At 47.7% G+C, this 22,956-nt stretch carries 25 protein-coding genes and 2 pseudogenes; 15 read left to right on the top strand and 12 right to left on the bottom strand.

Annotated elements, in window-relative coordinates; all coding sequences use genetic code 11:
- Nucleotides 1-47 precede the first annotated feature (47 nt).
- Complete coding sequence (locus tag HMPREF3052_RS07335; RefSeq protein WP_036472646.1) at nt 48-998, bottom strand: CysB family HTH-type transcriptional regulator; 951 nt, start codon at nt 996-998, stop codon at nt 48-50.
- A gap of 442 nt (nt 999-1,440) precedes the next feature.
- Between HMPREF3052_RS07335 and HMPREF3052_RS07330 the strand changes: the two genes are divergently transcribed.
- Nucleotides 1,441-2,202, top strand: a complete 762-nt coding sequence (locus HMPREF3052_RS07330; RefSeq protein WP_070749355.1) for an OmpA family protein — start codon at nt 1,441-1,443, stop codon at nt 2,200-2,202.
- A gap of 135 nt (nt 2,203-2,337) precedes the next feature.
- Here the strand turns inward: HMPREF3052_RS07330 and HMPREF3052_RS07325 are convergent, their stop codons facing one another.
- Together HMPREF3052_RS07325 and greA are read right to left on the bottom strand one after the other, a co-directional pair.
- Complete coding sequence (locus HMPREF3052_RS07325; protein ID WP_070749354.1) at nt 2,338-2,766, bottom strand: DUF4149 domain-containing protein; 429 nt, start codon at nt 2,764-2,766, stop codon at nt 2,338-2,340.
- Nucleotides 2,767-2,864: 98 nt separating this feature from the next.
- Nucleotides 2,865-3,341, bottom strand: a complete 477-nt coding sequence (greA, locus tag HMPREF3052_RS07320; RefSeq protein ID WP_003684304.1) for a transcription elongation factor GreA — start codon at nt 3,339-3,341, stop codon at nt 2,865-2,867.
- Nucleotides 3,342-3,685: 344 nt separating this feature from the next.
- Between greA and HMPREF3052_RS07315 the strand changes: the two are divergent.
- Nucleotides 3,686-5,095 (top strand): annotated as a pseudogene (locus HMPREF3052_RS07315) (PepSY domain-containing protein).
- A 211-nt stretch (nt 5,096-5,306) separates the two neighbouring features.
- Here HMPREF3052_RS07315 and rplS read toward each other — a convergent pair.
- The 9 genes from rplS to HMPREF3052_RS07270 all read right to left on the bottom strand — a co-directional run bounded on the left by rplS (nt 5,307) and on the right by HMPREF3052_RS07270 (nt 14,213).
- Nucleotides 5,307-5,672, bottom strand: a complete 366-nt coding sequence (rplS, locus tag HMPREF3052_RS07310; protein ID WP_003679470.1) for a 50S ribosomal protein L19 — start codon at nt 5,670-5,672, stop codon at nt 5,307-5,309.
- Nucleotides 5,673-5,686: 14 nt separating this feature from the next.
- Nucleotides 5,687-6,436 carry a tRNA (guanosine(37)-N1)-methyltransferase TrmD gene (gene trmD, locus HMPREF3052_RS07305; protein ID WP_070749353.1) on the bottom strand — a complete coding sequence of 250 codons (750 nt, stop codon included), beginning with the start codon at nt 6,434-6,436 and terminating at the stop codon, nt 5,687-5,689.
- Nucleotides 6,436-6,945 carry a ribosome maturation factor RimM gene (rimM, locus tag HMPREF3052_RS07300; protein WP_070749352.1) on the bottom strand — a complete coding sequence of 170 codons (510 nt, stop codon included), beginning with the start codon at nt 6,943-6,945 and terminating at the stop codon, nt 6,436-6,438. Before rimM ends, trmD begins: the two co-directional genes overlap by 1 nt.
- Before the next feature lie 15 nt (nt 6,946-6,960).
- Complete coding sequence (gene rpsP / locus HMPREF3052_RS07295; protein WP_003679465.1) at nt 6,961-7,209, bottom strand: 30S ribosomal protein S16; 249 nt, start codon at nt 7,207-7,209, stop codon at nt 6,961-6,963.
- 75 nt (nt 7,210-7,284) lie between these two features.
- Entirely contained in the window at nt 7,285-9,675 is a 2,391-nt protein-coding gene (locus HMPREF3052_RS07290) for a bifunctional acetate--CoA ligase family protein/GNAT family N-acetyltransferase (RefSeq protein WP_070749351.1), read from the bottom strand.
- Between the two features lie 55 nt (nt 9,676-9,730).
- Nucleotides 9,731-11,128, bottom strand: coding sequence for a HAMP domain-containing sensor histidine kinase (locus tag HMPREF3052_RS07285; RefSeq protein WP_070749350.1), 1,398 nt, complete (start codon nt 11,126-11,128; stop codon nt 9,731-9,733).
- Nucleotides 11,129-11,142: 14 nt separating this feature from the next.
- On the bottom strand, nt 11,143-11,820 hold the full coding sequence (misR, locus tag HMPREF3052_RS07280; RefSeq protein ID WP_070749349.1) for a two-component system response regulator MisR: 678 nt from the start codon (nt 11,818-11,820) through the stop codon (nt 11,143-11,145).
- 207 nt (nt 11,821-12,027) lie between these two features.
- Nucleotides 12,028-13,860: a PglL family O-oligosaccharyltransferase gene (locus HMPREF3052_RS07275; RefSeq protein WP_070749348.1), complete on the bottom strand. Its 1,833-nt coding sequence runs from the start codon at nt 13,858-13,860 to the stop codon at nt 12,028-12,030.
- Nucleotides 13,857-14,213 (bottom strand): DUF2069 domain-containing protein, encoded by a 357-nt coding sequence (locus tag HMPREF3052_RS07270; protein ID WP_070749347.1) that lies wholly within the window; start codon nt 14,211-14,213, stop codon nt 13,857-13,859. The genes HMPREF3052_RS07275 and HMPREF3052_RS07270 overlap by 4 nt, the downstream gene beginning before the upstream one ends.
- A gap of 220 nt (nt 14,214-14,433) precedes the next feature.
- Here HMPREF3052_RS07270 and hisC point away from each other — a divergent pair, with 220 nt between their 5' ends.
- The 13 genes and pseudogenes from hisC to HMPREF3052_RS07205 form a co-directional block, all read left to right on the top strand.
- Nucleotides 14,434-15,519 carry a histidinol-phosphate transaminase gene (gene hisC / locus HMPREF3052_RS07265; RefSeq protein ID WP_070749346.1) on the top strand — a complete coding sequence of 362 codons (1,086 nt, stop codon included), beginning with the start codon at nt 14,434-14,436 and terminating at the stop codon, nt 15,517-15,519.
- 19 nt (nt 15,520-15,538) lie between these two features.
- Nucleotides 15,539-16,495 (top strand): imidazoleglycerol-phosphate dehydratase HisB, encoded by a 957-nt coding sequence (hisB, locus tag HMPREF3052_RS07260; RefSeq protein ID WP_070749345.1) that lies wholly within the window; start codon nt 15,539-15,541, stop codon nt 16,493-16,495.
- 169 nt (nt 16,496-16,664) lie between these two features.
- A complete protein-coding gene (gene hisH / locus HMPREF3052_RS07255) occupies nt 16,665-17,309 on the top strand; it encodes an imidazole glycerol phosphate synthase subunit HisH (protein ID WP_003684405.1) in 645 nt (214 codons plus the stop codon).
- A gap of 74 nt (nt 17,310-17,383) precedes the next feature.
- Nucleotides 17,384-18,121 (top strand): 1-(5-phosphoribosyl)-5-[(5-phosphoribosylamino)methylideneamino]imidazole-4-carboxamide isomerase, encoded by a 738-nt coding sequence (gene hisA / locus HMPREF3052_RS07250; RefSeq protein WP_070749344.1) that lies wholly within the window; start codon nt 17,384-17,386, stop codon nt 18,119-18,121.
- Nucleotides 18,122-18,298: 177 nt separating this feature from the next.
- Nucleotides 18,299-18,616, top strand: coding sequence for a hypothetical protein (locus HMPREF3052_RS07245; protein ID WP_003684447.1), 318 nt, complete (start codon nt 18,299-18,301; stop codon nt 18,614-18,616).
- A gap of 40 nt (nt 18,617-18,656) precedes the next feature.
- On the top strand, nt 18,657-19,424 hold the full coding sequence (gene hisF, locus HMPREF3052_RS07240) for an imidazole glycerol phosphate synthase subunit HisF (RefSeq protein ID WP_036472644.1): 768 nt from the start codon (nt 18,657-18,659) through the stop codon (nt 19,422-19,424).
- A 53-nt stretch (nt 19,425-19,477) separates the two neighbouring features.
- Entirely contained in the window at nt 19,478-19,876 is a 399-nt protein-coding gene (gene hisI / locus HMPREF3052_RS07235; protein WP_141756626.1) for a phosphoribosyl-AMP cyclohydrolase, read from the top strand.
- Nucleotides 19,877-19,908: 32 nt separating this feature from the next.
- On the top strand, nt 19,909-20,232 hold the full coding sequence (locus HMPREF3052_RS07230) for a phosphoribosyl-ATP diphosphatase (RefSeq protein WP_070749342.1): 324 nt from the start codon (nt 19,909-19,911) through the stop codon (nt 20,230-20,232).
- A 118-nt stretch (nt 20,233-20,350) separates the two neighbouring features.
- Nucleotides 20,351-20,674 (top strand): histidine triad nucleotide-binding protein, encoded by a 324-nt coding sequence (locus tag HMPREF3052_RS07225; RefSeq protein ID WP_049329536.1) that lies wholly within the window; start codon nt 20,351-20,353, stop codon nt 20,672-20,674.
- A gap of 35 nt (nt 20,675-20,709) precedes the next feature.
- Entirely contained in the window at nt 20,710-20,913 is a 204-nt protein-coding gene (tatA, locus tag HMPREF3052_RS07220) for a Sec-independent protein translocase subunit TatA (RefSeq protein ID WP_003679438.1), read from the top strand.
- Between the two features lie 3 nt (nt 20,914-20,916).
- Nucleotides 20,917-21,579, top strand: coding sequence for a Sec-independent protein translocase protein TatB (gene tatB, locus HMPREF3052_RS07215; protein ID WP_070749341.1), 663 nt, complete (start codon nt 20,917-20,919; stop codon nt 21,577-21,579).
- Nucleotides 21,580-21,594: 15 nt separating this feature from the next.
- Entirely contained in the window at nt 21,595-22,371 is a 777-nt protein-coding gene (tatC, locus tag HMPREF3052_RS07210) for a twin-arginine translocase subunit TatC (RefSeq protein ID WP_070749340.1), read from the top strand.
- A gap of 197 nt (nt 22,372-22,568) precedes the next feature.
- A pseudogene (locus HMPREF3052_RS07205) lies at nt 22,569-22,910 on the top strand (gluconokinase, GntK/IdnK-type); the annotation flags it as partial.
- Nucleotides 22,911-22,956 lie beyond the last annotated feature (46 nt).

The following is a 22,956-nucleotide window of genomic DNA, read 5'->3' as shown; positions in this document are numbered from 1 at the left end:
CAAGAATTAAAGAATAATTGTTAAGTTACGAAAGTGATAGTCAGATATTAAATTGAAAAATCTTCAACAACCGGTGTGTACAGAATACGGTCGACTACTTCTCTGGTCAGTTTTGGTGCAAACATCTGGATAAAGTCATACGCGTAGCCGCGCAGGTAGGTATCAGTGCGTAAGGCTATCCATGTAGGCGACGGTTCAAATAAGTGTGCCGCATCAATAAGTTGTAAATCTTGATCGACAATGGGATCGTACGCCATTTTAGCCATCAAACCAACGCCCAAGCCTAAGCGGACATACGTCTTCAGTACATCCGTATCGGCAGCCGATAAGGCAACATCAGGTTGCTCAATATGCGCTTTATTAAATGTACGCGCGATACTGCTGCCGGAATTAAAAGCAAATTCGTAAGTAACCAGCGGAAAAGAAGCCAAATCTTCAAGGCTTAAAGGATTGCGGCAGTCCAAAAGAGGGTGGTCGTGCGGAACAATGACGGCATGGTTCCATTCATAGCAGGGCAGTTTTCCCAACTCAGGATGATCGTCAATGCGTTCAGTAATAATTGCCAAATCAGCTTCGCCGCTGCTGACCATTTGCGCAATGGCAGAAGGGCTGCCTTGTTTGATGGTCAAATTGACTTTAGGGTAGTTTTTGACAAACTCCGCAACGATTTTTGGCAAAGCATAACGCGCCTGGGTATGCGTTGTCGCGATGGTCAGCGAGCCGCTGTCATGATCGGTAAATTCGCTGCCGATATTTTTAATGTTTTGTACATCACGCAAAATCCGTTCCGAAATCTCTAATACGGCTTTGCCCGGTTGCGAAACGGAAACCACACGTTTGCCGCTGCGGATAAAAATTTGAATACCCAATTCTTCTTCAAGCAGGCGGATTTGTTTGGAAATGCCGGGCTGGGATGTGAAAAGCGCATCGGCGGCTTCTGAGACATTCAGATTGTGTCGGTAAACCTCAAGGGCATAACGTAATTGTTGCAGTTTCATGGTAGCAGTACCGGATACGTTGTTAATGTGGATTTTGTGCGACAAACGGCATGTAATTTAACATATTTTGCCCAGTTTTGCCCCGAGTTTTGAAAACGGTTGTTTTTAATGGAAATATCTTTTAACGATATGAAAACGGGAAATTCAGGAAAGAAGAGGGAAAGGGGTTTTGTTGTTTTTGTACAACTTAAGGTGGATGAATTGTCTGATTTTGCCCTAAATTAATGACACAAGATTGATTTTTCGGCATGATTAACTACTAGGAAGCAGGCACTTCATGATTGTTTGAAGGCATCGAGTATTGACAGTTTGCCTTGCGCTTCTTTATAGTGCAACCTGATATATCCGATTTGTCGCTGTTTTGATACTGCGGCCTGTATATTGGTACTTTGCAGCGGTTGCTTTCCTAGTCCGCCGCATAACAATTTAATGAGGGAATAAAATGACCAAACAGCTGAAATTAAGCGCACTGTTCGTTGCCTTGGTTGCCTCCGGCACCGCTATGGCCAGCGAAGCGCACACCAAACACGGCTACGTCGTAAGCAGCCAATCTCAAGAAGTTGTCCGCAACAACTATGGCGAATGCTGGAAAACCAGCTATTTTGACAAAGAGACCCAAGGTCGTGTCGAATGTGGTGATCGTGAAGCAGTTGCTCCCGTACAACAAGCTCCTGAGTATGTTGACGAGACTGTTTCCCTGTCTACTAAAACTCTGTTCGGCTTCGACAAAGATAACCTGCGTCCTGAAGCTCAAGAAAAACTGGACGCTTTGGCTCAACGCTTGAGCAACGAAAGCGTACAAACTGTACGTGTTGAAGGTCACACTGACTTCATGGGTTCTGAAGAATACAACCAAGCTCTGTCTGAGCGTCGTGCTAACGTAGTTGCTAACTACTTGGTAGGCCGTGGCGTTGCTTCTAGCAAAATCTCTGCAGTAGGTCTGGGCGAATCTCAAGCTCAAATGACTGCTACTTGTGAAGCTGAAGTTGCTAAACTGGGTAAAAAAGTTTCTAAAGCTAAGAAACGTGCTGCTCTTATCGCTTGTATCGAACCTGACCGTCGCGTTGATGTTAAAATCCGCAGCGTTGTTACTCGTCAAGTTGCTCCAGGCCAAACTATCGAAGGTCAAGGCGAATTGCCTGCTACTGATGAAGGTTGGATCCCAGCTCCTTACAATGGTGTTCACGGTTACGCTAAACCTTAATCGGTTTGTGAAAAATGCCCTGCAATATGCAGGGCATTTTTTTATGGTTTATATTTGAAGAGTCGGGGAATTTATGATTCAAAATAAAAGGCCGTCTGAAAGGTTTATTTTCAGACGGCCTTTTATTAAGACAGATTAGTTTGGCCTCGGCCATTTCCATACGCAGATGGCTGCCAGTATCGTACAAATCAAAAAGAGGATACTGGACAAGCCGTGCCAAACACCGAATGTTCCTCCAACTAGGGACAGCAGCCAGTTATCCAGCCCGTACTTGTGTGCCTCGATAACCGGCGTAACCAAAAGATGGTTGCAGGCTAAGAGTAGCCAAAGTACCAAGATCCACCAAGAAAGTGAGGCCAGTTGCTTTCTGAAAAAGGCATAGGCTGCGCCAAAAATAACTAAGCCACATATCGCTGTAATAGCAAACAAAATGCCGGCAATTTCTCCTGACTGCATTTTGGGCAGGAGGCGGAACAGGATAGGGGCAGTAACATAGCCTGCGGTCAGCTGCATACCAAGCCACATGGCGGCAGCGGTTTGGATAATTTTGTACAGTAGATTCATTATGTTTCTCCTGGGAAGATTTCACTTTCTTTGATTATGGTGTTTTTAGATACAGCAAAAGGCCGTCTGAAAATGTTTTCAGACGGCCTTTTGTTTATTTAGATATATTGCACGGCAATGATGTCATATTCACGTACGCCGCCGGGTGCTTGAACTTCTGCAACGTCGCCTTCTTCTTTGCCGATTAAGGCGCGGGCAATTGGAGAGCCAACGTAGATTTTGCGTTCTTTGATGTCTGCTTCATCTTCACCGACGATTTGGTAGGTAACTTGTTCTTCAGTTTCCAAATCTTCCAGTGTTACAGTTGTGCCGAACACGATTTTGCCTTCTGCATGGATTTCGGCAGGGTTGATGATGTGCGCCATAGAGAGTTTGTGTTCCAACTCGGCGATGCGGCCTTCGATAAAGCCTTGACGCTCTTTGGCGGCTTCGTATTCTGCGTTTTCAGACAAGTCGCCGTGCGAACGTGCTTCGGCGATGGCTTCGATAACTTCTGGGCGTGCTACGCTTTTGAGGTGTTGAAGTTCTTGTTTCAACAATTCTGCACCACGGACGGTCAAAGGGATTTTTTGCATTGAGTTCTCCATGAAAGCATGATGATGCTTTTAAAATTTTATCCGGCCACGCGCGGTAGCCGGATTGGAAATAAAAATACAAGCCGCCAAAGCTTGGCGGCTTGATGAATAAATAAGTAATGTCTGTATTCTACCAAATTCTGCCGAAACCGCAATGATTAAAACGGATTTTCAGTAAAGTGTTGTTTTCTGTCTATTTTGTTTTTTCAGACGGCCTAAAAACTAAATATTGAAGTATTTCAAAGCTGCATTGGAAAAACGGTTTCTTAAATGAATGTTTTTGATTAAAATACCTGTTGCTAATTCGTAGTAATTAGTCTGCTTTAACTATATGAAGAGAAAATATGGAAACAAAACCAACTTCCCAAAATGAACAACAGGCTAACCGCCGTTATTTGACTGTTTGGCGATGGCATTTTTATGCCGGACTTTTGGTTGCGCCGTTTTTAACCCTGCTGGCTGTTACAGGGTTGGGAATGCTGCTATTCGCCAATATTACCGGTAAAGAAGGCGAACGCATACATATTACGCCGCAGGCAGTGGTGCAGCCTTTGTCGGCTCAGGCTGAGGCCGCCAGACAGTTTGTGAATCCGGAAACTGCTTCTGTAGTGCAATATATTGCGCCGCGCGCAGATGATATGGTTGCCGTATTCCGCGTGAACAATGATGATAAAGCTACTATGGTTGCCGTTGATCCCTATACGGCAAAAGTTGTGAATACGATGCCGCGCGGTCAAGGCTGGTATCACACGATGGACGAAATCCACGGCGATATGATGATCGGCCCGGTGGGTGACTATCTGCTGGAAACTTCCGCGTCGCTGACCATCCTGATGATAATCACGGGGATTTATTTGTGGTGGGCGAAACAGCGCAGCCTAAAATCCATGCTTGTGCCGAAAGCAGGCAAAGGACGCACATGGTGGCGTAGCATGCACGGCGCATTCGGCACTTGGGTTTCTTTGATTTTGTTGCTGTTCTGTTTGTCAGGTATTGCTTGGGCAGGTATTTGGGGCGGTAAAGCGGTTCAGGCATGGAGCTAGTTTCCTGCGGGTAAATGGGGTGTGGAGCCTAATCCGGTATCTTCCGTGCCAACCCATGGTGATGTGCTGAATGACGGTAAATCTAAAGAAGTGCCATGGATTTTGGAGCTGACGCCTATGCCGGTTTCCGGTACGACAATAGGCGAAAACGGTATTAATCCAAGTGAGCCGATGACTTTGGAGACGGTTGACCGCTTTGCACGTGAAATTGGCTTTAAAGGCCGTTATCAGCTCAATTTACCCAAAGGTGAGACCGGTGTATGGACGTTGTCGCAAGACTCAATGAGTTACGATATGATTAGTCCGACCGCTGACCGCACGGTACACATCGATCAATACAGTGGTAAAATTCTGGCTGATATTCATTTCGACGATTACAACTGGTTTGGTAAATTCATGGCGGCAAGCATTGCTTTGCATATGGGTACATTGGGCTGGTGGAGCGTATTGGCAAATGTCTTGTTCTGTCTGGCGATTATCTTTATTTGTGTCAGCGGCTGTGTAATGTGGTGGAAACGCCGTCCTTCGGAAGCACGTGGTTTGGTTCCTCCGGCGCAGAAAATCAAATTGCCGGTATGGTGGGCAATGGCTGTGCCGCTTTTGATTTTGGCTGTGATTTTCCCAACAGCCATTGCCGCAATCGCTGTTATTTGGATTTTGGATACACTGTTGTTGTCGCGTATCCCGGCATTGGCAAGATGGTTTAAATAACCGCCCGATGTGATTAAAGGCCGTCTGAATCTTTTGTTTCAGACGGCCTTTTGTATAAAGGTTAAAAGAGGTAGGGAAGTTATGATTCTGTTTAAGTTTATGCGTGAGGTGTTTATTGTGATTAGCTTGCAGGATTGTGTAAGAAAGACAAGGAGTTTTTGTATAAAAACAAAAAACCCACTTCATAGAAGTGGGTTTTTGATGAAAGCTATTAGCCTTTGCGAGCAGGCAATTTTTCTTTAATGCGAGCTGCTTTACCGGTCAGGCCGCGCAGGTAGTACAGTTTGGCGCGACGTACGTCACCACGGCGTTTAACTTCGATTTTTTCTACGGTAGGAGAGTACAGTTGGAAAGTACGTTCTACACCTTCGCCGCTAGAGATTTTGCGAACGATGAAGTTGCTGTTCAGGCCACGGTTGCGGCGAGCGATAACAACACCTTCGTATGCTTGCAGACGGCTGCGAGAACCCTCAACCACGCGTACAGATACGACAACGGTGTCACCTGGAGCGAATTCAGGGATTTCTTTGTTCAAGCGAGCGATTTCTTCTTGCTCTAATTGTTGAATCAAGTTCATTTATTTTTCCTAAGTTATGATTGGATTTCCTGTTGCTCTTGCAAGATTTCTTTTAAGAGGCGGGATTCCTTTGGGATTAAACTGCGCTTTTCCAATAAATCAGGTCGGCGCTCTAAAGTGCGTCGCAGCGATTGTTTCAATCGCCACTCGGCAATCAAGCCATGATTTCCTGAGCGTAAGACGTCGGGAACTATCATGCCTTGGAATTCTACGGGTTTGGTGTAATGAGGACAGTCTAAAAGGCCGTCTGAAAACGAGTCTTGTTCGGCTGACTGTATATCGCCCAATACACCCGGAACCAATCTTAAGACGGCATCCATCAACATCATGGCGGGTAATTCACCGCCCGAGACGACAAAGTCGCCAATGCTGATTTCTTCGTCCACACTGCTTTGCAGCAGTCTTTCATCTATGCCTTCATAGCGTCCGCATAGAAGAACAAGATGGGGCAGTTCGGCAAGTTCTGCAGCTTTTTTATGTGTCAGCGGCTGACCTTGCGGACTGAGATAAATTACTTTGGCAGGTTTTTGCGAGTTTGCTTTGGCTTCTTCGATTGCCGCTTGAAGCGGTGGCGCCATCATAATCATTCCCGGACCGCCTCCGAAGGGGCGATCATCGATATAGCCAAGTTTGTTATCGGCAAATTTTCGGGGATTGATGGCTTGAAACTGCCAAAGATTTTGTTTTCTTGCTCTGCCTGTAACGCCATATTCGACAATGCTGTCGAACATCTCCGGGAAAATGGTGATGGCTTGAATCAGCATCAGTAGTCCAAACCCCAGTCGGCGATAACGGTTTTGCTGTCGGTATCGACAGATTCGATATAGTTGGAGACAAAGGGAATTAGGATTTGTCCGTGTTTGCCTTTAATCATCAAAACATCATTTGCACCGGTTTCCATCAGGTTGCTGACTTTACCGAGGACGATGTTTTCTTTGTTGATGACGGTCATGCCGACTAAATCTGCCCAGTAGTATTCGTCTTCCTCAGTAGGGGCGAATGACTCTCTTGGGATTTCGATGGTATAGCCGCGCAAGGCAAATGCTTGGTCGCGATCGTCTATACTTTCAAATTTAACCTGAAGTTCGCCATTGACAATTTTACCTGCCTCAAGCACAACATTCAGGGTTTTGCCATCCTTGCACAACTGCCACTCGGGGTAGTCCAGCAGGCTGTCGGTATATTCGGTATTGGCAGCAATTTTAAGCCAACCTTTAATGCCGAATACGCCTTTAATGTAGCCCATGGCTACCCGTTTTTGAGTGTCTGTCATGGTCGTTTCGGCTGATTAAGCAGCGATTTTTTGCTCTTTAATCAGTTTGGCAACTGCGTCGCTAACTTTCGCGCCTTGAGCAACCCAGTGGTTGATGCGGTCTGCGTCAAAACGTACGCGTTCTTGTTTTTCATTGGCAACGGGGTTGTAGAAACCTACGCGCTCGATGAAGCGGCCGTCACGACGGTTGCGAGAGTCAGTTACGACTACGTTGTAGAAAGGGCGGTGTTTTGAGCCGCCGCGAGCCAAACGGATAACTACCATTTTGAGTCCTTTTGAAAAATGCGGATATATAGAAACCGCTAATTTTAGGATATTTCACACGGGTTATGCAAGTTTTTATTTGTTTTTGTTGCTGTTTTGCCATTCGTTCAAATCGAGGCTGGCTTGATACAGGCCGCGGTCGGTTTCCGATGGGGTGACGGTAAATCCTGATTTTTCAGCGAGTTTGAGCATCGGTGTGTTTTCTTTGAGGATTTCCGCATTCATGGTTTGGTAACCTTGCTGTGTGGCAGTTTGGATAATCAGGCTCATCATTTTGCCGGCCAAGCCGGTTTTACGTGCTTCAGGTGCCAAAGTAATGCCGAACTCGCACTCATTACGATTGATGCGGCTGTAACGGCTGACTGCGACGATATGGCCGTCTGAAGTGAAGGCTGCCCATGCGCATTCGGTATGGAAATCGGGACGGGTCAGCCGTGCAAGTGTGGGCAGCGGCAACTCGTTGGTATGGGTCATGAAGCGCGTATAGCGGTCGGCCGCGGGTAATTGGCGGACAAATTTTTGTTTGGCTTCGGCATCTTCAGGCTCTAGTGCGCGGATGTGAAGTGTGTTGCCGTCGGGCAGGGTAAAGGTATCGGTTTGGTTCGGGTAGGGTGCGAGTACGTTTTGTATCTCGGGCGTTTCGGTTTTAGGGTGCAGCAGTTCGGAAGCGGCTTCGCCGGTGTTGCGTAGGAATTCGGCTGCGGCCGGATTTTTTTGTTGGAGATAGGCGGCGGCGCTTTGCATTTTGGCGGCGGCCTGTTCCAAGGTTTGGACGGCTTTTTTAGGAATTTTGGTTGTTGGTGCAACAGGTTTTTCTACGATTTCGGGAATGATGGTGCTGTTGTATTGGCTGCCGTTGTAGTTGAGGATAATGTCGCCGATATGCTGGTTGTTGTGGATAAGCGTGTTTAGGGAATGCAGGAATTGATTGAGAACGGACGTGTTGTCGAGTTCTGTAAACTGGCTTAAACGCTGGATATCGAGTGTGGTAAAGGGAGGTAATGCGGCTTCGGTTTGGCCGTTGTAATGGGCGGTAAGGATATTGCCGTAAATGGCATGGCGGCTGAATCGAAATTGGACGGCATGGTGTTTTTGGATTTGGCACGGAGGCAGGTATAGGGCTTCCGCCATCAGTTCGGTTTGGCCGGATGCAATGGCTTTATCGATATTTTTGCTTTTAGGTGTTTTCAGACGGCCTGTTTTGGCTTGGGCAGGGGTATTTTGCACTTGTTGCAAATAGGCTGTTTGATTGCGGAAATAAAGTGTCAGTAAGGCTTCTTCCGGCGTGTTAAACCATGTCAGGCCGTCTGAAAAACGATAGCTGACGAGAATGGGCTTACTGGTTTTTTGTGCCAAATTATCCAGAGTTTGATGAATGCTGTACGCATCCGGCGTATCTGGCGAAATAATGCCGAGCAGGGCTTGAGTATGCGGATTTTGTAATTGTTCGAGCGCCAGACGGTGGATGCGTGCAGGCGTGGGGTTGTTGCCGATGCAGCCTTGTCGGATGAATGGTACTTCGGTTGGGAGGTCGAGGGTCAATTCGCAGGCATCGGCGGTAGTGCGCAGCCATTCTATCGGCGTGTCGGACAGAATGGTGGGGTTGGTAATGACGGGAATGCCGGATAGGTGGGCTTTTAGGGCTGCTTCCAGTTCGGCGGTATTGAATACCGGTTGGAAATTGCAATGGCGGCTGAGGCTGCGCAGGATGGCTTTGTCTGTGTTGTCGGTGTAGTGTGTGGACAACAGGATAAGCGGAGTGTGGCGTGTAAAGTGGCGGATGGCACTGAACAGCTCGCGTTGGTTTTCAGCTGGATTGTAGTGGATAACGGCAACTTTGGTATGGCGGTTGTGGCCGAAGCGGTTGAGCCAGTCGGCGGATGTGGTGGGGCTTAGGTCATAGTTGAGGCTGATGTGGCGCGATACGCCTTGATGTAGCGTGTTTAGCAGGTGGTTGATGTTGCGGCTGACGGTGCTGTGGCCGGTCAGTAATGCGATATGGCCGGCCGGATAGTCGGTTTGGGTGCCGATGTTGAGGTTGAGTGAGGGGAGTTGGATGCCTGCGCTGTTGCACACGGTGATATTCAATTCGTCGCCGTGATATTTTTGAATAATGGAACGGGCGTTTTTGCAGGATTCGGGCGGTAGGTTTTCCCAATCTTGAATCAGGATAATGTGGCGCAGGTCTTTTTTACGGCAGGCTTTGAACAGCGAGTCGTAATGGTCGGGCGGGATAACGGCAACAACCAAATCGGCTTGGCCCGGGATTTTGCTGAGGCTGGAGTAGGAGGGAATGCCTGCGACACTGCTGTGTCGAAGATTGACGGGGGTAATTTTGCCTTGATATGAGGAACTGAGCAGGTGGCTGAAAATGCGTTCGCCAAGGCTGTGCGGACGTTCGCTGGCGCCGACGAGGATGATGTGTTCAGGCATGAAGAAGTAGCCGGTTTGGACGGTTGCACTCATGATGGTTCCTTATTTGTGTTTTTGGCCGTCTGAAAAGTTTCAGACGGCCTTATTTTTAGACTTCTTTTTTGTCTCCGGCTTTCTTTTTGGGAAGGATAAAGCGCATCCTCAGGCCGTTGGGTTTGACATTTTCAGCAATGATTTTACCGCAGTGCTGTTTCATAATATGCTGCGTCAAGGCAAGCCCTAAACCTGTACCGGGCTTGTGTGCGCTGGAGTCGGCGCGATAAAAGGCAGTGAAAATATGCGGAAGCTGCATTTCATCTACGCCAGGCCCGTTGTCGGTAACATCGATAATCCAGTTTTTGCCGTCTTGTCCGATATGGGTTTGAATGGTACTGCCTTCAGGACTGTAATTGATGGCATTGCGGATTACGTTGTCAAAGGCGCGGTATAGATAGCCTTCGTTGGCGCTGACCACGGCATTTTCAGGGATTTTTGGGTCAATGCTCAGGGTAACGCTTTGGTTGTTTTGGTGGGCAATGCTTTGGTTGTCCTCAATCAAGTTGGTTAAGAACGGAACGAGTTTGAGGTTTTCTTTTTCCAAAGGAATATTGGAAGTTTCCAGGCGGGAGAGGGTCAACAATTCGCCGACCAAAGTATCCATGCGCACCAGTTCGCCTTCAAGTCGCTTGAGGTATTGCTCTTGTTTCTGCGGCTGAGATTGAATCAGGCCGACAATCGCCTGCATACGCGCCAGCGGCGAACGCATTTCATGCGAAACGTGGTGAAGTAGATGGCGCTCTTTGGCAACAAGTTTTTCAAGCTTTTCGGCCATTTTGTCGAACTGTACGGCAAGGTGGGACAATTCGTCGTCACGGTCGTCAACTTGTTGGGAAATGCGGGTTTCGAGTTCGCCGTTGGCTACTCTGTCCATGCCGCCGCCAAGAATTTTAATGGGCTTGGTGATGTTGTTGGCAAGGATGTATGCCATCAAGAGCCCCACAACGATGATAAAAGACAGAATGATAAATTCGTGCCAAATAGGCGAAAGCGGCAGGCCGGGAATGAAGAGCGGGCTAGGTAGGCGTTGGGCTTGATGATTGTCCCAGCCTTTAATGAAGAAGAGGTATTCTTCGCCGAAACGGTCGTATTCGATGTGTGCCAAATCAGATTCGGGGTTGTTGATGGCAAAGATACGGGCACGCTCAATGGAGAGGCTGTCGATGTTTCGGCCTAAAATATCTTTTTTATCGTCGCCGGTAATGACATAAACGGCATTGGAAACCGGATTGTTTTTCCATTCGGAAAGAATTTCGCGCGCACCGCTGTCTCCGCGTGAGTTGAAGGCGGAAACGATGCTGCTCATCAATGTGGTTTCGATGGTACGGCGTTGGTTAAATTGGTTTTCGGCAAGGGTGTTTTGTACCAGCCAAAATGAAAAACTCGCCACAAAGATTGCGCAGACGATGACTGCGCAAAATGTGGCGAAGATGCGTTGAAACAGTTTCATTGATTGTTTAATCTTTAATTTTTAACAAACAGGTAGCCTAAGCCGCGTACAGTTTGAATCAGGGAAGCATCGCCCAATTTGTGGCGGATGCTGGAGATGTGTACGTCGATGCTGCGGTCAAATTTAGCCAGTTTGCGGTCGAGTGCCTCGATAGACAGGGTCTCTTTGCTGACAACTTGTCCGGCATGGCGCATCAAAACTTCGAGCAGATTGAACTCAGTGCTGGTCAATTCAAGCGGAGTGTCTTTGATGCTGGCTTGGCGTTTGGCAGGGTAGAGGACAACGTCGCTGACAGAAATGCTGTTAGGCGCGTTGTTTTGTTCGTTGCTGTGTTGCGCACGACGCAAGATGGCGTTGATACGCGCCAAGAGTTCGCGCGGTGTGCATGGTTTCGGTACATAATCGTCCGCACCCATTTCCAAACCGATAATGCGGTCGATGTCGTCACCTTTTGCAGTCAGCATGATGATGGGCACAGTGCTTTGGGTGCGTACGTTTTTCAATACGTCCAAACCGTTCATTTTAGGCATCATGGAGTCTAATACGATGACATCGTATTGTCCGGTCAGAATTTCTTGAACGCCGGCTTCGCCGTCAGAAACGCTGTGGACGTTGAGGCCTTCGGCAGTCAGGTATTCGGTCAGTAATTCGGTCAAGAGGGCATCGTCATCTACGAGTAATACGCGACTCATGGAATTTCCTTTTCGTGATTGTATGCGCCGTGGCACTAAATAGGCGGTGCGGCGATTAAAATAGAGTTGTATTCAATCTTAACATGCAATCTGCTTTTGTTGATAGCGTAATTTTCTGTGCTTTTGCGCTTTTTTGCATAGAAACTTGTCGCTCTTTACATTTTCAGACGGCCTGTAAGGACAAACTGACAATTGAGTGTGTTTTGTTTAGGGTTTGTCACATGATTTGGCAGTTTGGTGTTTCGGTGCATTGATGAAATCTTTGCAATCGGACAAAAGTTTGGGCAGCAGGGGGGCGAATACCGGATGGCTGCGTATTTTGTCGGCGTAGAAATACATCATATAGGGGTAATAATATTGCACTGCCTGCATCCATTGCGCACCTTCTTCTTTCTTGCCTTGTCGGTAGAGGTAGAGGCCGACTTGATAGGCACTGGAGTAGGGGCGGTAGGTCAGGGCTTTGAGTGCGGCTTCTTCTGCCCACGGGCGGATGTAGGCATCGGTCGGGTCTGCACGTTTGCTCAAACTTAAATCGGCGTAATAGGCAAGCATAGGGCTTTCTTTGGAGAGCTGCTGCAAGCCGTTGATTTTATTTTGAACTGTTTGCGGATCGTCGGTTTTCCCTACACGGCTATATTGGGTCAGATTTTGATATTCCCAGCTGAGGTTTGCCATGCCGATTAAAATCGATAAAGCGGCTATACCGCCTGCCCACTGTCTGATTCGGGTAGATAAAGGGCCGTCTGAAACATCTTTTGGATAAGAAGGTGTCAGCGACAGAATCAGGCTGAATACGGTGAGAAAATAAATATACCAAAGCGGATATTCGAGCATGCTGTGGCAGAGGCTGACGGCGGCGGCGGTCAGTAAAAACAGGGAAGCCGGTGTTTGGTTGCGGCCCAACAGTCGCCATACGGCTGCAAGCAGGGTTAAGGTTGCAAGCAAGGTGCCGGCAATGCCCATTTCAGACAATAACTGCATGACGATATTGTGCGAATGGGTAAACAGTACGCCGAGAATATTGTTGGGGAAATATTGTTGTTGGGCATTGATCAGGAAGGTTTGCTGGGCAAAGCTGTTCCAGCCATGTCCGAACCAAGGTGCGGATTGAAAGGCAATCCATGCCTTGCTCCATTCGATTTGGCGCATGGAGCCTTCAAAACCGCTGGTGCCTGCGCGTTCGACAGCGGTTTCGTATTTGATGTTGCCAAACAAATCTAACAGGCTGCCCATGCCGAATTGGAAAGCGGCGGCCAGGATGGCGGTCAGAAGGAAAATGCACAGTGCGCGTTTGTGTTGGAAACGGGTACGCCAAAACCATAACGGCGTAATCAGGAATAGGGTGGCAATGTAACCTAAGATGGTGCGCGAGTTGACAAGGCCGAGGGTCGCAGTCAATGCCAATACGAACAGAAAACCTGCTGCATTGGACATTTTGCGCACCGTCCATAAATAGGATACCGCCAAAATGCCCCACATTAAATAATGTCCTAAATGGTTGCGCTGGCCGAGTTGGCCGTTTACGGTGCCGCTGCTTCGGGCGATGATGCCGTTCAACCACTCTACGTTGGACCAACCTTTAAATTGCAACCAAACGATGGCAGCCTGTATGGTTGCACCTATCAATAAAGACCAAGCAAAGATGCTGACGACGCGCTCCTGTCCGTAAGCTGCTATCCAGCCCCACACCGACCATGCGCCCAGTGCCAAAATGACAAAGGTCCAGGCAGTAATATCGCTCATGCCGGGGTAGGTGGAATGCATGAGGCGCGCTTGGAGCGACCAAAATGCGGCCATAGCAAACAAGCCGATACTGAGTGCAGGAAGGCGGATATTCAGCAGGCCTTTGTGTGCGCTAATCAATGTCAGTACCAATGAGCCGCTCAGTGAGATGGCTTCCAAATAAAAGCTGGGCAGAGGGCCGACTCGGTAGAGTGAGAGAAAAGGGATGGCGCAAATCCAAAGAAAACTGAGCCATAAAGGCCAAAAGGTTTTCACTGAAGATTCAGTCAGGCCGTCTGAAAGTGTGTGGTAGGTCATTTTGATGTGTGTTTTTGTTGTTTGATAAATGCAAGGCAGCCGAGGAAAAAGGTAATGCACAATAATACGGAAACGGCGGCGCAAATCCGGCTGGCGACGGCTGTGTCAGCCAGGCGCATACAGGCTTCGGCAAAGTAAATCAGAATCAGCATGGAGCTGTATTGATAAGTGTAGATGTGTTTTTTCAAAATACCGGTCAACGGCAGGCACAGCGGCAGGGCTTTCAGTGCCAGCCATGAGCCGCCTTCGCGCAATGGTGCGATCCACAATTCCCATGACAAGGAAAGCAGAATCAGCAGGATAAGGCTTATGGAAGTTGTAAGATAAGGTAATGGGGAGCGGGTATTGTTCACAATATTGAGGGCGTAAAGCCGTACTGGGAAACTTAAAATTATACCGCTAAAAAGGCGGGGGAAGCCAAGAATATTGCTTAAAGATGCTGAAGAAAGGATTTATTGTTTTTTCTTCAAACGAATGAAACTTTATCTTGTTTTATAGTCTTATCAATATATATATATCTAGTAAAGATTGTGCTACTATTATAAACACTTTATCTCAGGAGGATAGAAAACCATGAATCGCGTTGCTGATGTTATCCGTGATGACATTAAAGTAATGACAGCCTATCAGGTTGCCGATTTGCCGGAAGGTTTTATTAAGTTGGACGCCATGGAGTGTCCGCATCATCCTTTCGCCGGGTATGAATCTTTATTGTCAGAATGGGCGGATTTGGCAAAGCAGGCACCGATTCATTTGTATCCCCATGCTGCCAAGAGCGGTATTTATGAAGAATTGAGGGAGGTTTTCGGTATTCCCGATAAGGCGGAAATCGCGTTAGGCAACGGCTCCGACGAGCTTATCCAATTTTTGACTATGCTGGTTGCCAAACCAAATGCGCGTGTATTGAGTATTGAGCCAAGTTTCGTTATGTATCGTCATAATGCCGCGCTTTATGGCATGGAATATGTCGGCGTTCCCTTAAATCCAGATTTTTCTTTAAATCTCCCTGCCGTTTTGACCGCTATCGAGCAACATCAGCCATCATTAATTTTTATTGCCTATCCCAATAACCCTACTGGTGTGTGCTTTAAGCGGGAAGAAGTAGAGGCAATCATTCGCGCGGCTACCGGCATTGTGGTTGTCGATGAGGCATATGGTGCGTTTCATCATGACAGTTTCCTTCCGTGGGCGGGCGAAGTCAAAAATCTGGTCGTAATGCGCACCATCAGTAAAATCGGCTTTGCCGGCTTGCGGATGGGGTATGCGGCGGCAAGTCCAAGCATTATGGGTGAACTGGCCAAAATCCTTCCGCCTTACAATATGAATCAATTAAGCTTGGCGGCGGCAAAATTCTCATTGAGACATCATAAAATCATTCAGCAAAACATTGATACATTAAAAAATGAGCGTTCGCGCGTGATGAATGAATTGTTGAAATTAAACCGTTTGCAAGTTTTCCCGAGCGAAGCCAACTTTATTACCGTTCGTGTTCCTGATGCGAACGGGCTGTTTGAAACATTGAAGCAAAACCGCATACTGATTAAAAAACTGCATGGCAGTCATCCGCTTTTGAAACAGTGTGTCCGCATAACCATAGGCTCGGCAGCGCAAAATGATGCCGTTTTGGCCGTTATTAAAAACCTTTACCCTAATCTTTGATTCCAAGGAAACTACCATTATGAATAAAGCTCAATTGCATTTGACCAATTTTCTGTTACTGGTTGAAGAAGCCGGCTCATTAACCAAGCTTGCACGCGCATGCGGTTATGAAAACTCCGCCTCTTTGTCTCAGCTCAAACGCCGTTTGGAACAACAAGCAGGCGATGAGTCTGCTCGCGGCATTCGTCCGAGCCTGGCTGCGAAGTTGGAATCCGGCATGCACAAACGCAAAGGCTGGTTGAACCGTGATCACAGCAAAGACCAAGAAAAAGCAGCAGCGGTTGAAGCGGCGCGTTTGGAAAAACAAACTGTCGAAGCAGCCGAAGCTGGTGTTTCAACCGAAGGCCGTTTTGTTACCGTTACCCGTAATACCAGCGAAACCCAAATCACCGTCAGCCTCAATCTTGACGGTACCGGCAAATACCGCTTGGATACCGGCGTTCCTTTCCTTGAACACATGCTTGCTCAAGTGGCGCGCCATGGTTTGATTGACTTGGATATTACCTGCAAAGGCGATTTGCACATTGACGACCATCACACGGTTGAAGACATCGGTATCGTATTGGGTCAGGCTCTGAAACAAGCGCTTGGCAATAAAGTCGGCATTACTCGTTATGGCCATGCCTATGTTCCGCTGGATGAAGCGTTGAGCCGTGTAGTCATCGACCTTTCCGGCCGCCCTGGCTTGGTGTACAACATCGACTTTACCCGCGCCCTAATCGGCCGTTTTGATGTCGATTTATTTGAAGAATTTTTCCACGGCCTTGTGAACCACAGCATGATGACTTTGCACATCGATAACTTGAGCGGCCGTAATGCACATCATCAAGCCGAGACCGTTTTCAAAGCCTTCGGCCGCGCCCTGCGCATGGCGGTCGAATACGATTCGCGCATGATGGGTCAAACGCCTTCTACCAAAGGCACGCTGAGCGAAGAATCTGTCCAAGAAGAAGCAGAAGCTGCATCTGAAGAATAAGGCATCGTGTGAATGAATAAAGGCCGTCTGAAACCGATTGGGATTTCAGACGGCCTTTTATTATTTGTCTTGTATATCGGCAATATTTTGTTTTAAACCATCTTTTGCTACAATCATTCTTATTATTATATTAATCATTAAATGTTTTCAGACGGCCTGAGGAGAAGCAATGAAAGTAGCGATTGTTGATTATGGAATGGGAAACCTGCACTCAGTATTGAAATCTGTTCAGGCGGCGCAGGTCTTGTCCAATCAAAATGCCGAGGTTTATCTGACTTCTTGGCCTGAAGAAGTGATGGCGGCGGATAAGGTAATCTTTCCGGGGCAGGGTGCCATGCCGGATTGTATGTCGGCGCTGAAGGCAAGCGGTTTGGGTGAGGCGGTTTCAGACGGCCTGAAAAACAAGCCGTTTTTTGGCATTTGCGTAGGTGCGCAATTATTGTTTGAACACAGCGAAGAAGGCGATACAGATGGTTTGGGTTGGTTTGAAGGGCAAGTAAAACGGTTTTTACCCAATCAAACCGATGCACAGGGAGGCCGTCTGAAAGTACCGCATATGGGGTGGAATACAGTGCGTCAAACCCGTCCTCACCCTTTATTTCAAGACATTGGGCAGAACGAGTATTTTTATTTTGTTCACAGCTATTATTTTGCGCCGAAAAATGAAGAGGTTGTTTTAGGCGTCAGCGAATATCCGAATGAATTTGCCTGCATTGTCGGTAAGGACAATGTGTTTGCCACACAGTTCCATACGGAAAAAAGCCATCAGGCAGGATTGCTGCTGCTGCGTAATTTTTTAAATTGGCAGATTTGAGGCTTTTTAACATAAATCTACTAAAAATCGCTAATTTGTGTAAAATATACTGAAATTGAGTAGAGGAGAAGAAAATGCTGTTGATACCTGCCATTGATTTGAAAGAAGGACGCTGTGTTCGCTTAAAACAAGGCTTGATGGAGCAGGCGACGGTGTTTTCCGATTCGCCGGCAGAGATGGCTTTGCATTGGCGCAATCAAGGCGCACGCCGTTTGCATTTGGTTGATTTGAACGGTGCATTCGCAGGCGTTCCTCAAAATTTTCCGGCAATTAAAGAAATTTTGGCCGCCGTAGCTAAAGATATTCCGGTACAGCTTGGCGGCGGTATCCGTGATTTGGGCACCATTGAAAAGTATTTGGATTTGGGTCTGACCGATGTGATTATCGGTACGGCCGCGGTGAAAAATCCTGAATTTGTGCGCGAAGCATGTAAGGTATTTCCGGGGCAGATTATCGTCGGCTTGGATGCCAAAGACGGTATGGTGGCGATAGACGGTTGGGCAACGGTAACGGAGCATCATGTCGTCGATTTGGCCAAGCGTTTTGAAGACGATGGGGTCAACAGCATTATTTATACTGATATTGGTCGCGACGGCATGATGAGCGGCGTGAATATCGAAGCTACCGTCAAATTGGCCCAATCAGTGAATATCCCGATTATCGCTTCCGGCGGCTTGACGAATTTGGACGATATCCACGCATTGTGTGCCGTTGAAAAAGAGGGTGTGAGCGGTGCGATTACCGGCCGCGCAATTTATGAGGGAAGTATTGATTTCGCACAGGCTCAAAAACTGGCCGATTCTTTGGCTTGATCTAAGTGCGTTTAATTATGCAGATTAGGGCTTTGCAAGGTGTAACAGCGCAGGAGTTGGCGTATAGCTGAAAATACCTTCAAAAGCGGCATTTTGCAAAGTCCTTAGACTTAAAATCTGTCTGAAATAATTATAAAAAACAACTCACTCAATATCTTATTTTATTAAGGGATTGGTATGCTTGAAGCGTTTGTTTTGGGTTTTTGGATTATCTGGTCATCCGATCGCGAAGTGTATCCGCTAAGCGAAAGTTTGTGGTTTACACTGATTGCAGTGATACTGCGACAGCTGACGGCGTTTGATTTGCCGATTATTGATACCTATTGGATGATTTTCAATGGGATAGTGTGGGCATTTGCCGGTTTGATTTTTTCCATTGTCGGCCGCATCGACAGCAATTTCATCATCTCCTGCATTTTGGCAATGATAGCGGGGATTGGTTATTTTCAGCTGTTGCAACATTTGCCAGATTGGTTGAGCAAATTTTTGGCCTGACGGTTTCAGACGGCCTGATAACGGATAAGAGGTATTGAGTATGGCATTGTCAAAACGAATAATTCCTTGTCTGGATGTAAAAGACGGTCGCGTGGTAAAAGGTGTCAACTTTTTGGGTTTGCGCGATGCAGGCAATCCGGTTGACGTTGCCAAACGCTACAACGATGAAGGCGCGGATGAGTTGACCTTTTTGGATATTACTGCTTCCAGCGACAATCGCGACACTATTTTGCACGTTATTGAGGCAGTCGCTTCACAAGTTTTTATTCCATTGACTGTCGGAGGTGGTGTGCGCACAGTTGCCGATATCCGTCGTCTGCTTAATGCCGGTGCTGATAAGGCCAGCATCAATACGGCCGCTGTAACCAATCCTGATTTGGTAAACGAAGCGGCCGGTTTTTTTGGTTCGCAAGCGATTGTTGTTGCCGTGGATGCCAAAGCGGTCAACCCTGAAAACACCCGTTGGGAAATCTTTACCCACGGCGGACGTAATCCGACCGGTTTGGATGCGGTGGAATGGGCTGTTGAAATGCAGCGACGCGGTGCGGGCGAGATTTTGCTGACCAGTATGGACCGGGACGGTACCAAGCAAGGTTTCAACCTGCCTTTGACGCGTGCGGTCAGCGAAGCGGTCGATATTCCGGTCATTGCTTCCGGCGGCGTCGGTTCGGTACAACACTTGGTGGATGGCATTAAAGAAGGAAAGGCAGATGCGGTATTGGCCGCCAGTATTTTCCACTTTGGCGAAGCGAGTATCCGCGAAGCGAAACTGGCCATGCGTGAAGCAGGAATTGAAGTGCGTTTGTGATTGCTATCCAAAGGCCGTCTGAAAAATATGGGAGAAAGACGCGAATGTCGAATATAAACGAAACGCTGCTGAATGCCGTAAAATTTGACGAAAAAGGTTTGGTTTGCGCGATTGCCCAAGATTGGCAGACACGCCGTGTGCTGATGGTTGCCTGGATGAACGCCGAAGCCCTGCAAAAAACTATAGAAACCGGTTTTGCCCACTATTACAGCCGTTCCCGCCAGAAACAATGGGTGAAGGGCGAAGAGTCTGGACATACGCAAAAAGTACATGAATTGCGCCTGGATTGCGATGGCGACGCGGTGGTCATGCTGGTTGAACAAAACGGTGGCATTGCCTGCCATACAGGGCGCGAAAGCTGTTTTTACAAAGTTTGGCAAGACGGCGCATGGCAGACAGTCGATGCTGTGTTGAAAGACGAAGAGGCGATTTACGGACATAAACATCCTTAAGGCCGTCTGAAAGAAAATAAGAGAAACCGACCATGACCAATACTATCCTTACCCAAATTCAAAACGTCATCGATTCGCGCAAAGGCGGCGATCCCGATGCTTCTTATGTCGCCCAACTGCTGCACAAAGGCGAAGACAAGATTCTGAAAAAAGTCATCGAGGAAGCGGGTGAAACCTTGATGGCCTCTAAAGATGGCGGTGGCGAGCATTTGGTTTACGAAGTGGCGGATTTGTGGTTTCATACCATGGTTTTATTGGCGCATCACGGATTGCGTGCCGAAGATGTGGTCAACGAGCTTGCGCGCCGTCAAGGTTTGTCGGGATTAGTGGAAAAAGCTTCTCGCAAAGAATCTTGAATTTATATTACAATCCCGTATTTGACCTGTTTCGGAATCCGTCTCTTGGGGCAAAAACGATTTCCCTTTTTTGGTTGAACCCCGTTATGCCCGTTTTTAGACAGCCATTGGAGCCATTATGGATAATTGTATTTTCTGCAAAATCGCAACCAAAGATATTCCGGCACAAACCGTTTACGAAGACGACGAGATGCTTTGTTTCAAAGACATCCGTCCTGCCGCGCCGGTGCATCTGCTGCTGATTCCGAAAGTGCACTTTGATTCACTGGCACACGCAACTGCCGAACATCAAACCCTGTTGGGCAAAATGATGTTGAAAGTTCCTCAAATCGCCCATGAGGCAGGTTTGACCGACGGTTTCAAAACCCTGATCAACACAGGCAAAGGCGGCGGACAAGAAGTCTTCCACCTGCATATCCATATCATGGGTACGCCTGCATAATTATTATCTATTTTTAACAAATTCAAGGATTTATCATGGGTAGCTTCTCTCTCTGGCACTGGATTATCGTACTGATTATCGTCGTTTTGGTATTCGGTACCAAAAAATTGCGCAACGTCGGCAAAGACCTCGGCGGTGCAGTACATGACTTCAAACAAGGCCTGAACGAAGGTACAGATGGCAAAGATGCCAAAAAAGACGAAGTCATCGAACACAAAAAAGACGAAGACAAAGCATAATCCATGTTTGATTTCGGTTTGGGCGAATTGCTGCTGGTTGGCGTTGTCGCCCTGATAGTGCTTGGCCCCGAACGTCTGCCGCAAGCCGCGCGCACGGCCGGGCGTTTGGTCGGCAAATTGCAAGGATTCGTCAACAACGTCAAGCAGGAGCTCAACACTCAGGCTGAGTTGGACGAATTGCGCAAGGTGAAGCAGGAATTTGAAACCGCCGCATCTGAGTTTCGCGACGGTATCAAAGACTTGGGCAACGATGCACAAAAAAATCTGAGCGATATTTCAGACGGCCTCAAGCCGTGGGAACGCCTGCCCGAACAGAAAACGCCTGCCGATTTCGGTGTGGATGAGTTTGGCAATCCTTTGCCTGATATGGCTTCAAACGGCACTGAGAATGAAACTGCAACCCAAGCTTCTGAGCAGGGTGGGGCAGTGCAAACCCAAGAGCTTGTTGAGGCTGAAAATGCCGAGTCCGAGCAAGACCGCGCTTGGCGTGAGTATTTGACGGCTTCGGTTTCACCTACTCCTGTGGTAGAAGTCAGCTATGTCGAATCTCCTGTTGCCGATGTTCCTCCGCCGCATACGACTTCTTTGCGTAAGCAGGCGATGAGCCGCAAACGCGATATGCGCCCGAAATTCCACGCCAAGCCCAAACTGCGCGTCCGTAAGTAAAAAGTGAGTCAACCGGTGTCCGAATCTCAACACGAACAACCCGTCCAACCGCTTATCGAGCATCTTCTCGAGCTGCGCCGCCGCATGATGTGGATCGTCATCGGTATCGTCGTCTGCTTTTTGGGCATGATGCCGTTTGCTCAGCAGCTCTATACCTTTGTTGCCGAACCATTAATGGCCAATCTGCCTAAAGATACCAGCATGATTGCAACTGATGTGATCGCGCCGTTTTTTGTGCCGGTCAAGGTTACTCTGATGGCGGCATTTCTACTGTCGTTGCCGCACACGCTGTATCAAGTTTGGGCGTTTGTTGCCCCTGCCTTATACCAAAACGAAAAACGCTTGATTACGCCGCTAGTGTTGTCCAGCGTGACGCTCTTCTTCGTTGGGATGGCGTTTGCCTATTTTTTGGTATTTCCCGTGATTTTCAAATTCTTGGCCGGTGTAACCCCTGTCGGCGTCAATATGGCGACCGATATCGACAAATACCTGTCCTTTATTTTGGGCATGTTTGTCGCATTCGGTACGACGTTTGAAGTGCCCGTCGTTGTGGTGTTGCTTGCAAAAATGGGCATTGTTTCGACTGCACAGCTTAAGAATGCGCGTCCGTATGTGATTGTCGGTGCGTTTGTCGTGGCCGCAATCATCACGCCGCCTGACGTAATTTCTCAAACCCTGCTTGCTGTCCCACTGATTCTGCTCTACGAAGCAGGCATTTGGTTCAGTCGTTTTGCCAAAGTGAAAACGCAGCAGGAAGATGAAGATACACCGCAACCACCGGCAGAAGTTTAAGAATTAAGGCCGTCTGAAGAATTTTTCAGACGGCCTTTGTATCATGGCACTTTCAGAGTTTTTAAGAAAAAGTATGATGGATGTTCAGGAGTCGTATAAAAACGCTATCGCCTCAAATTCTTTTGATGTGACTAAAAATTTCGATCGAGAATTTTGCCGAAATCGAAGCAGTAATGCGTAACAGTTTCTCATGCGTCTGGCTGGGCAATTTGCGTGACTGGATGACGGAGCAGGCAAAAAATGGGGAAAAATATTCCATCGTTACTTGTTCCGCACTCAAACGCCAATACCGCGATATTCTGCGTGGTGCGGAAGGGAAGGTGGCTTTTATCCATCTGACTCCGCCTCAAGCAATCAATCTCGAGCGTATGCTGTCGCGTCAGGGGCATTATATGAAAGCCGGAATGCTGAATTCGCAGCTGGAGATTTTGGAAGAGCTGGGTGCTGATGAGTACGGTGTCAAAATCGACAATCCGGGTTCGCCTGAAGCCGTTGAGGCAGATATTGTGAACTGGGTGAAAGCGCAAGGCTTGATTTAGTAATGATCAGAAATGGAAAGGCCGTCTGAAATATTTCAGACGGCCT

The organism is Neisseria sp. HMSC056A03 (assembly GCF_001815685.1).
GTDB classification, from domain to species: domain Bacteria; phylum Pseudomonadota; class Gammaproteobacteria; order Burkholderiales; family Neisseriaceae; genus Neisseria; species Neisseria subflava.
The sequence above is the reverse complement of the archived record's forward strand: the minus strand, read 5'-3'. Positions and strand labels throughout refer to the sequence as shown.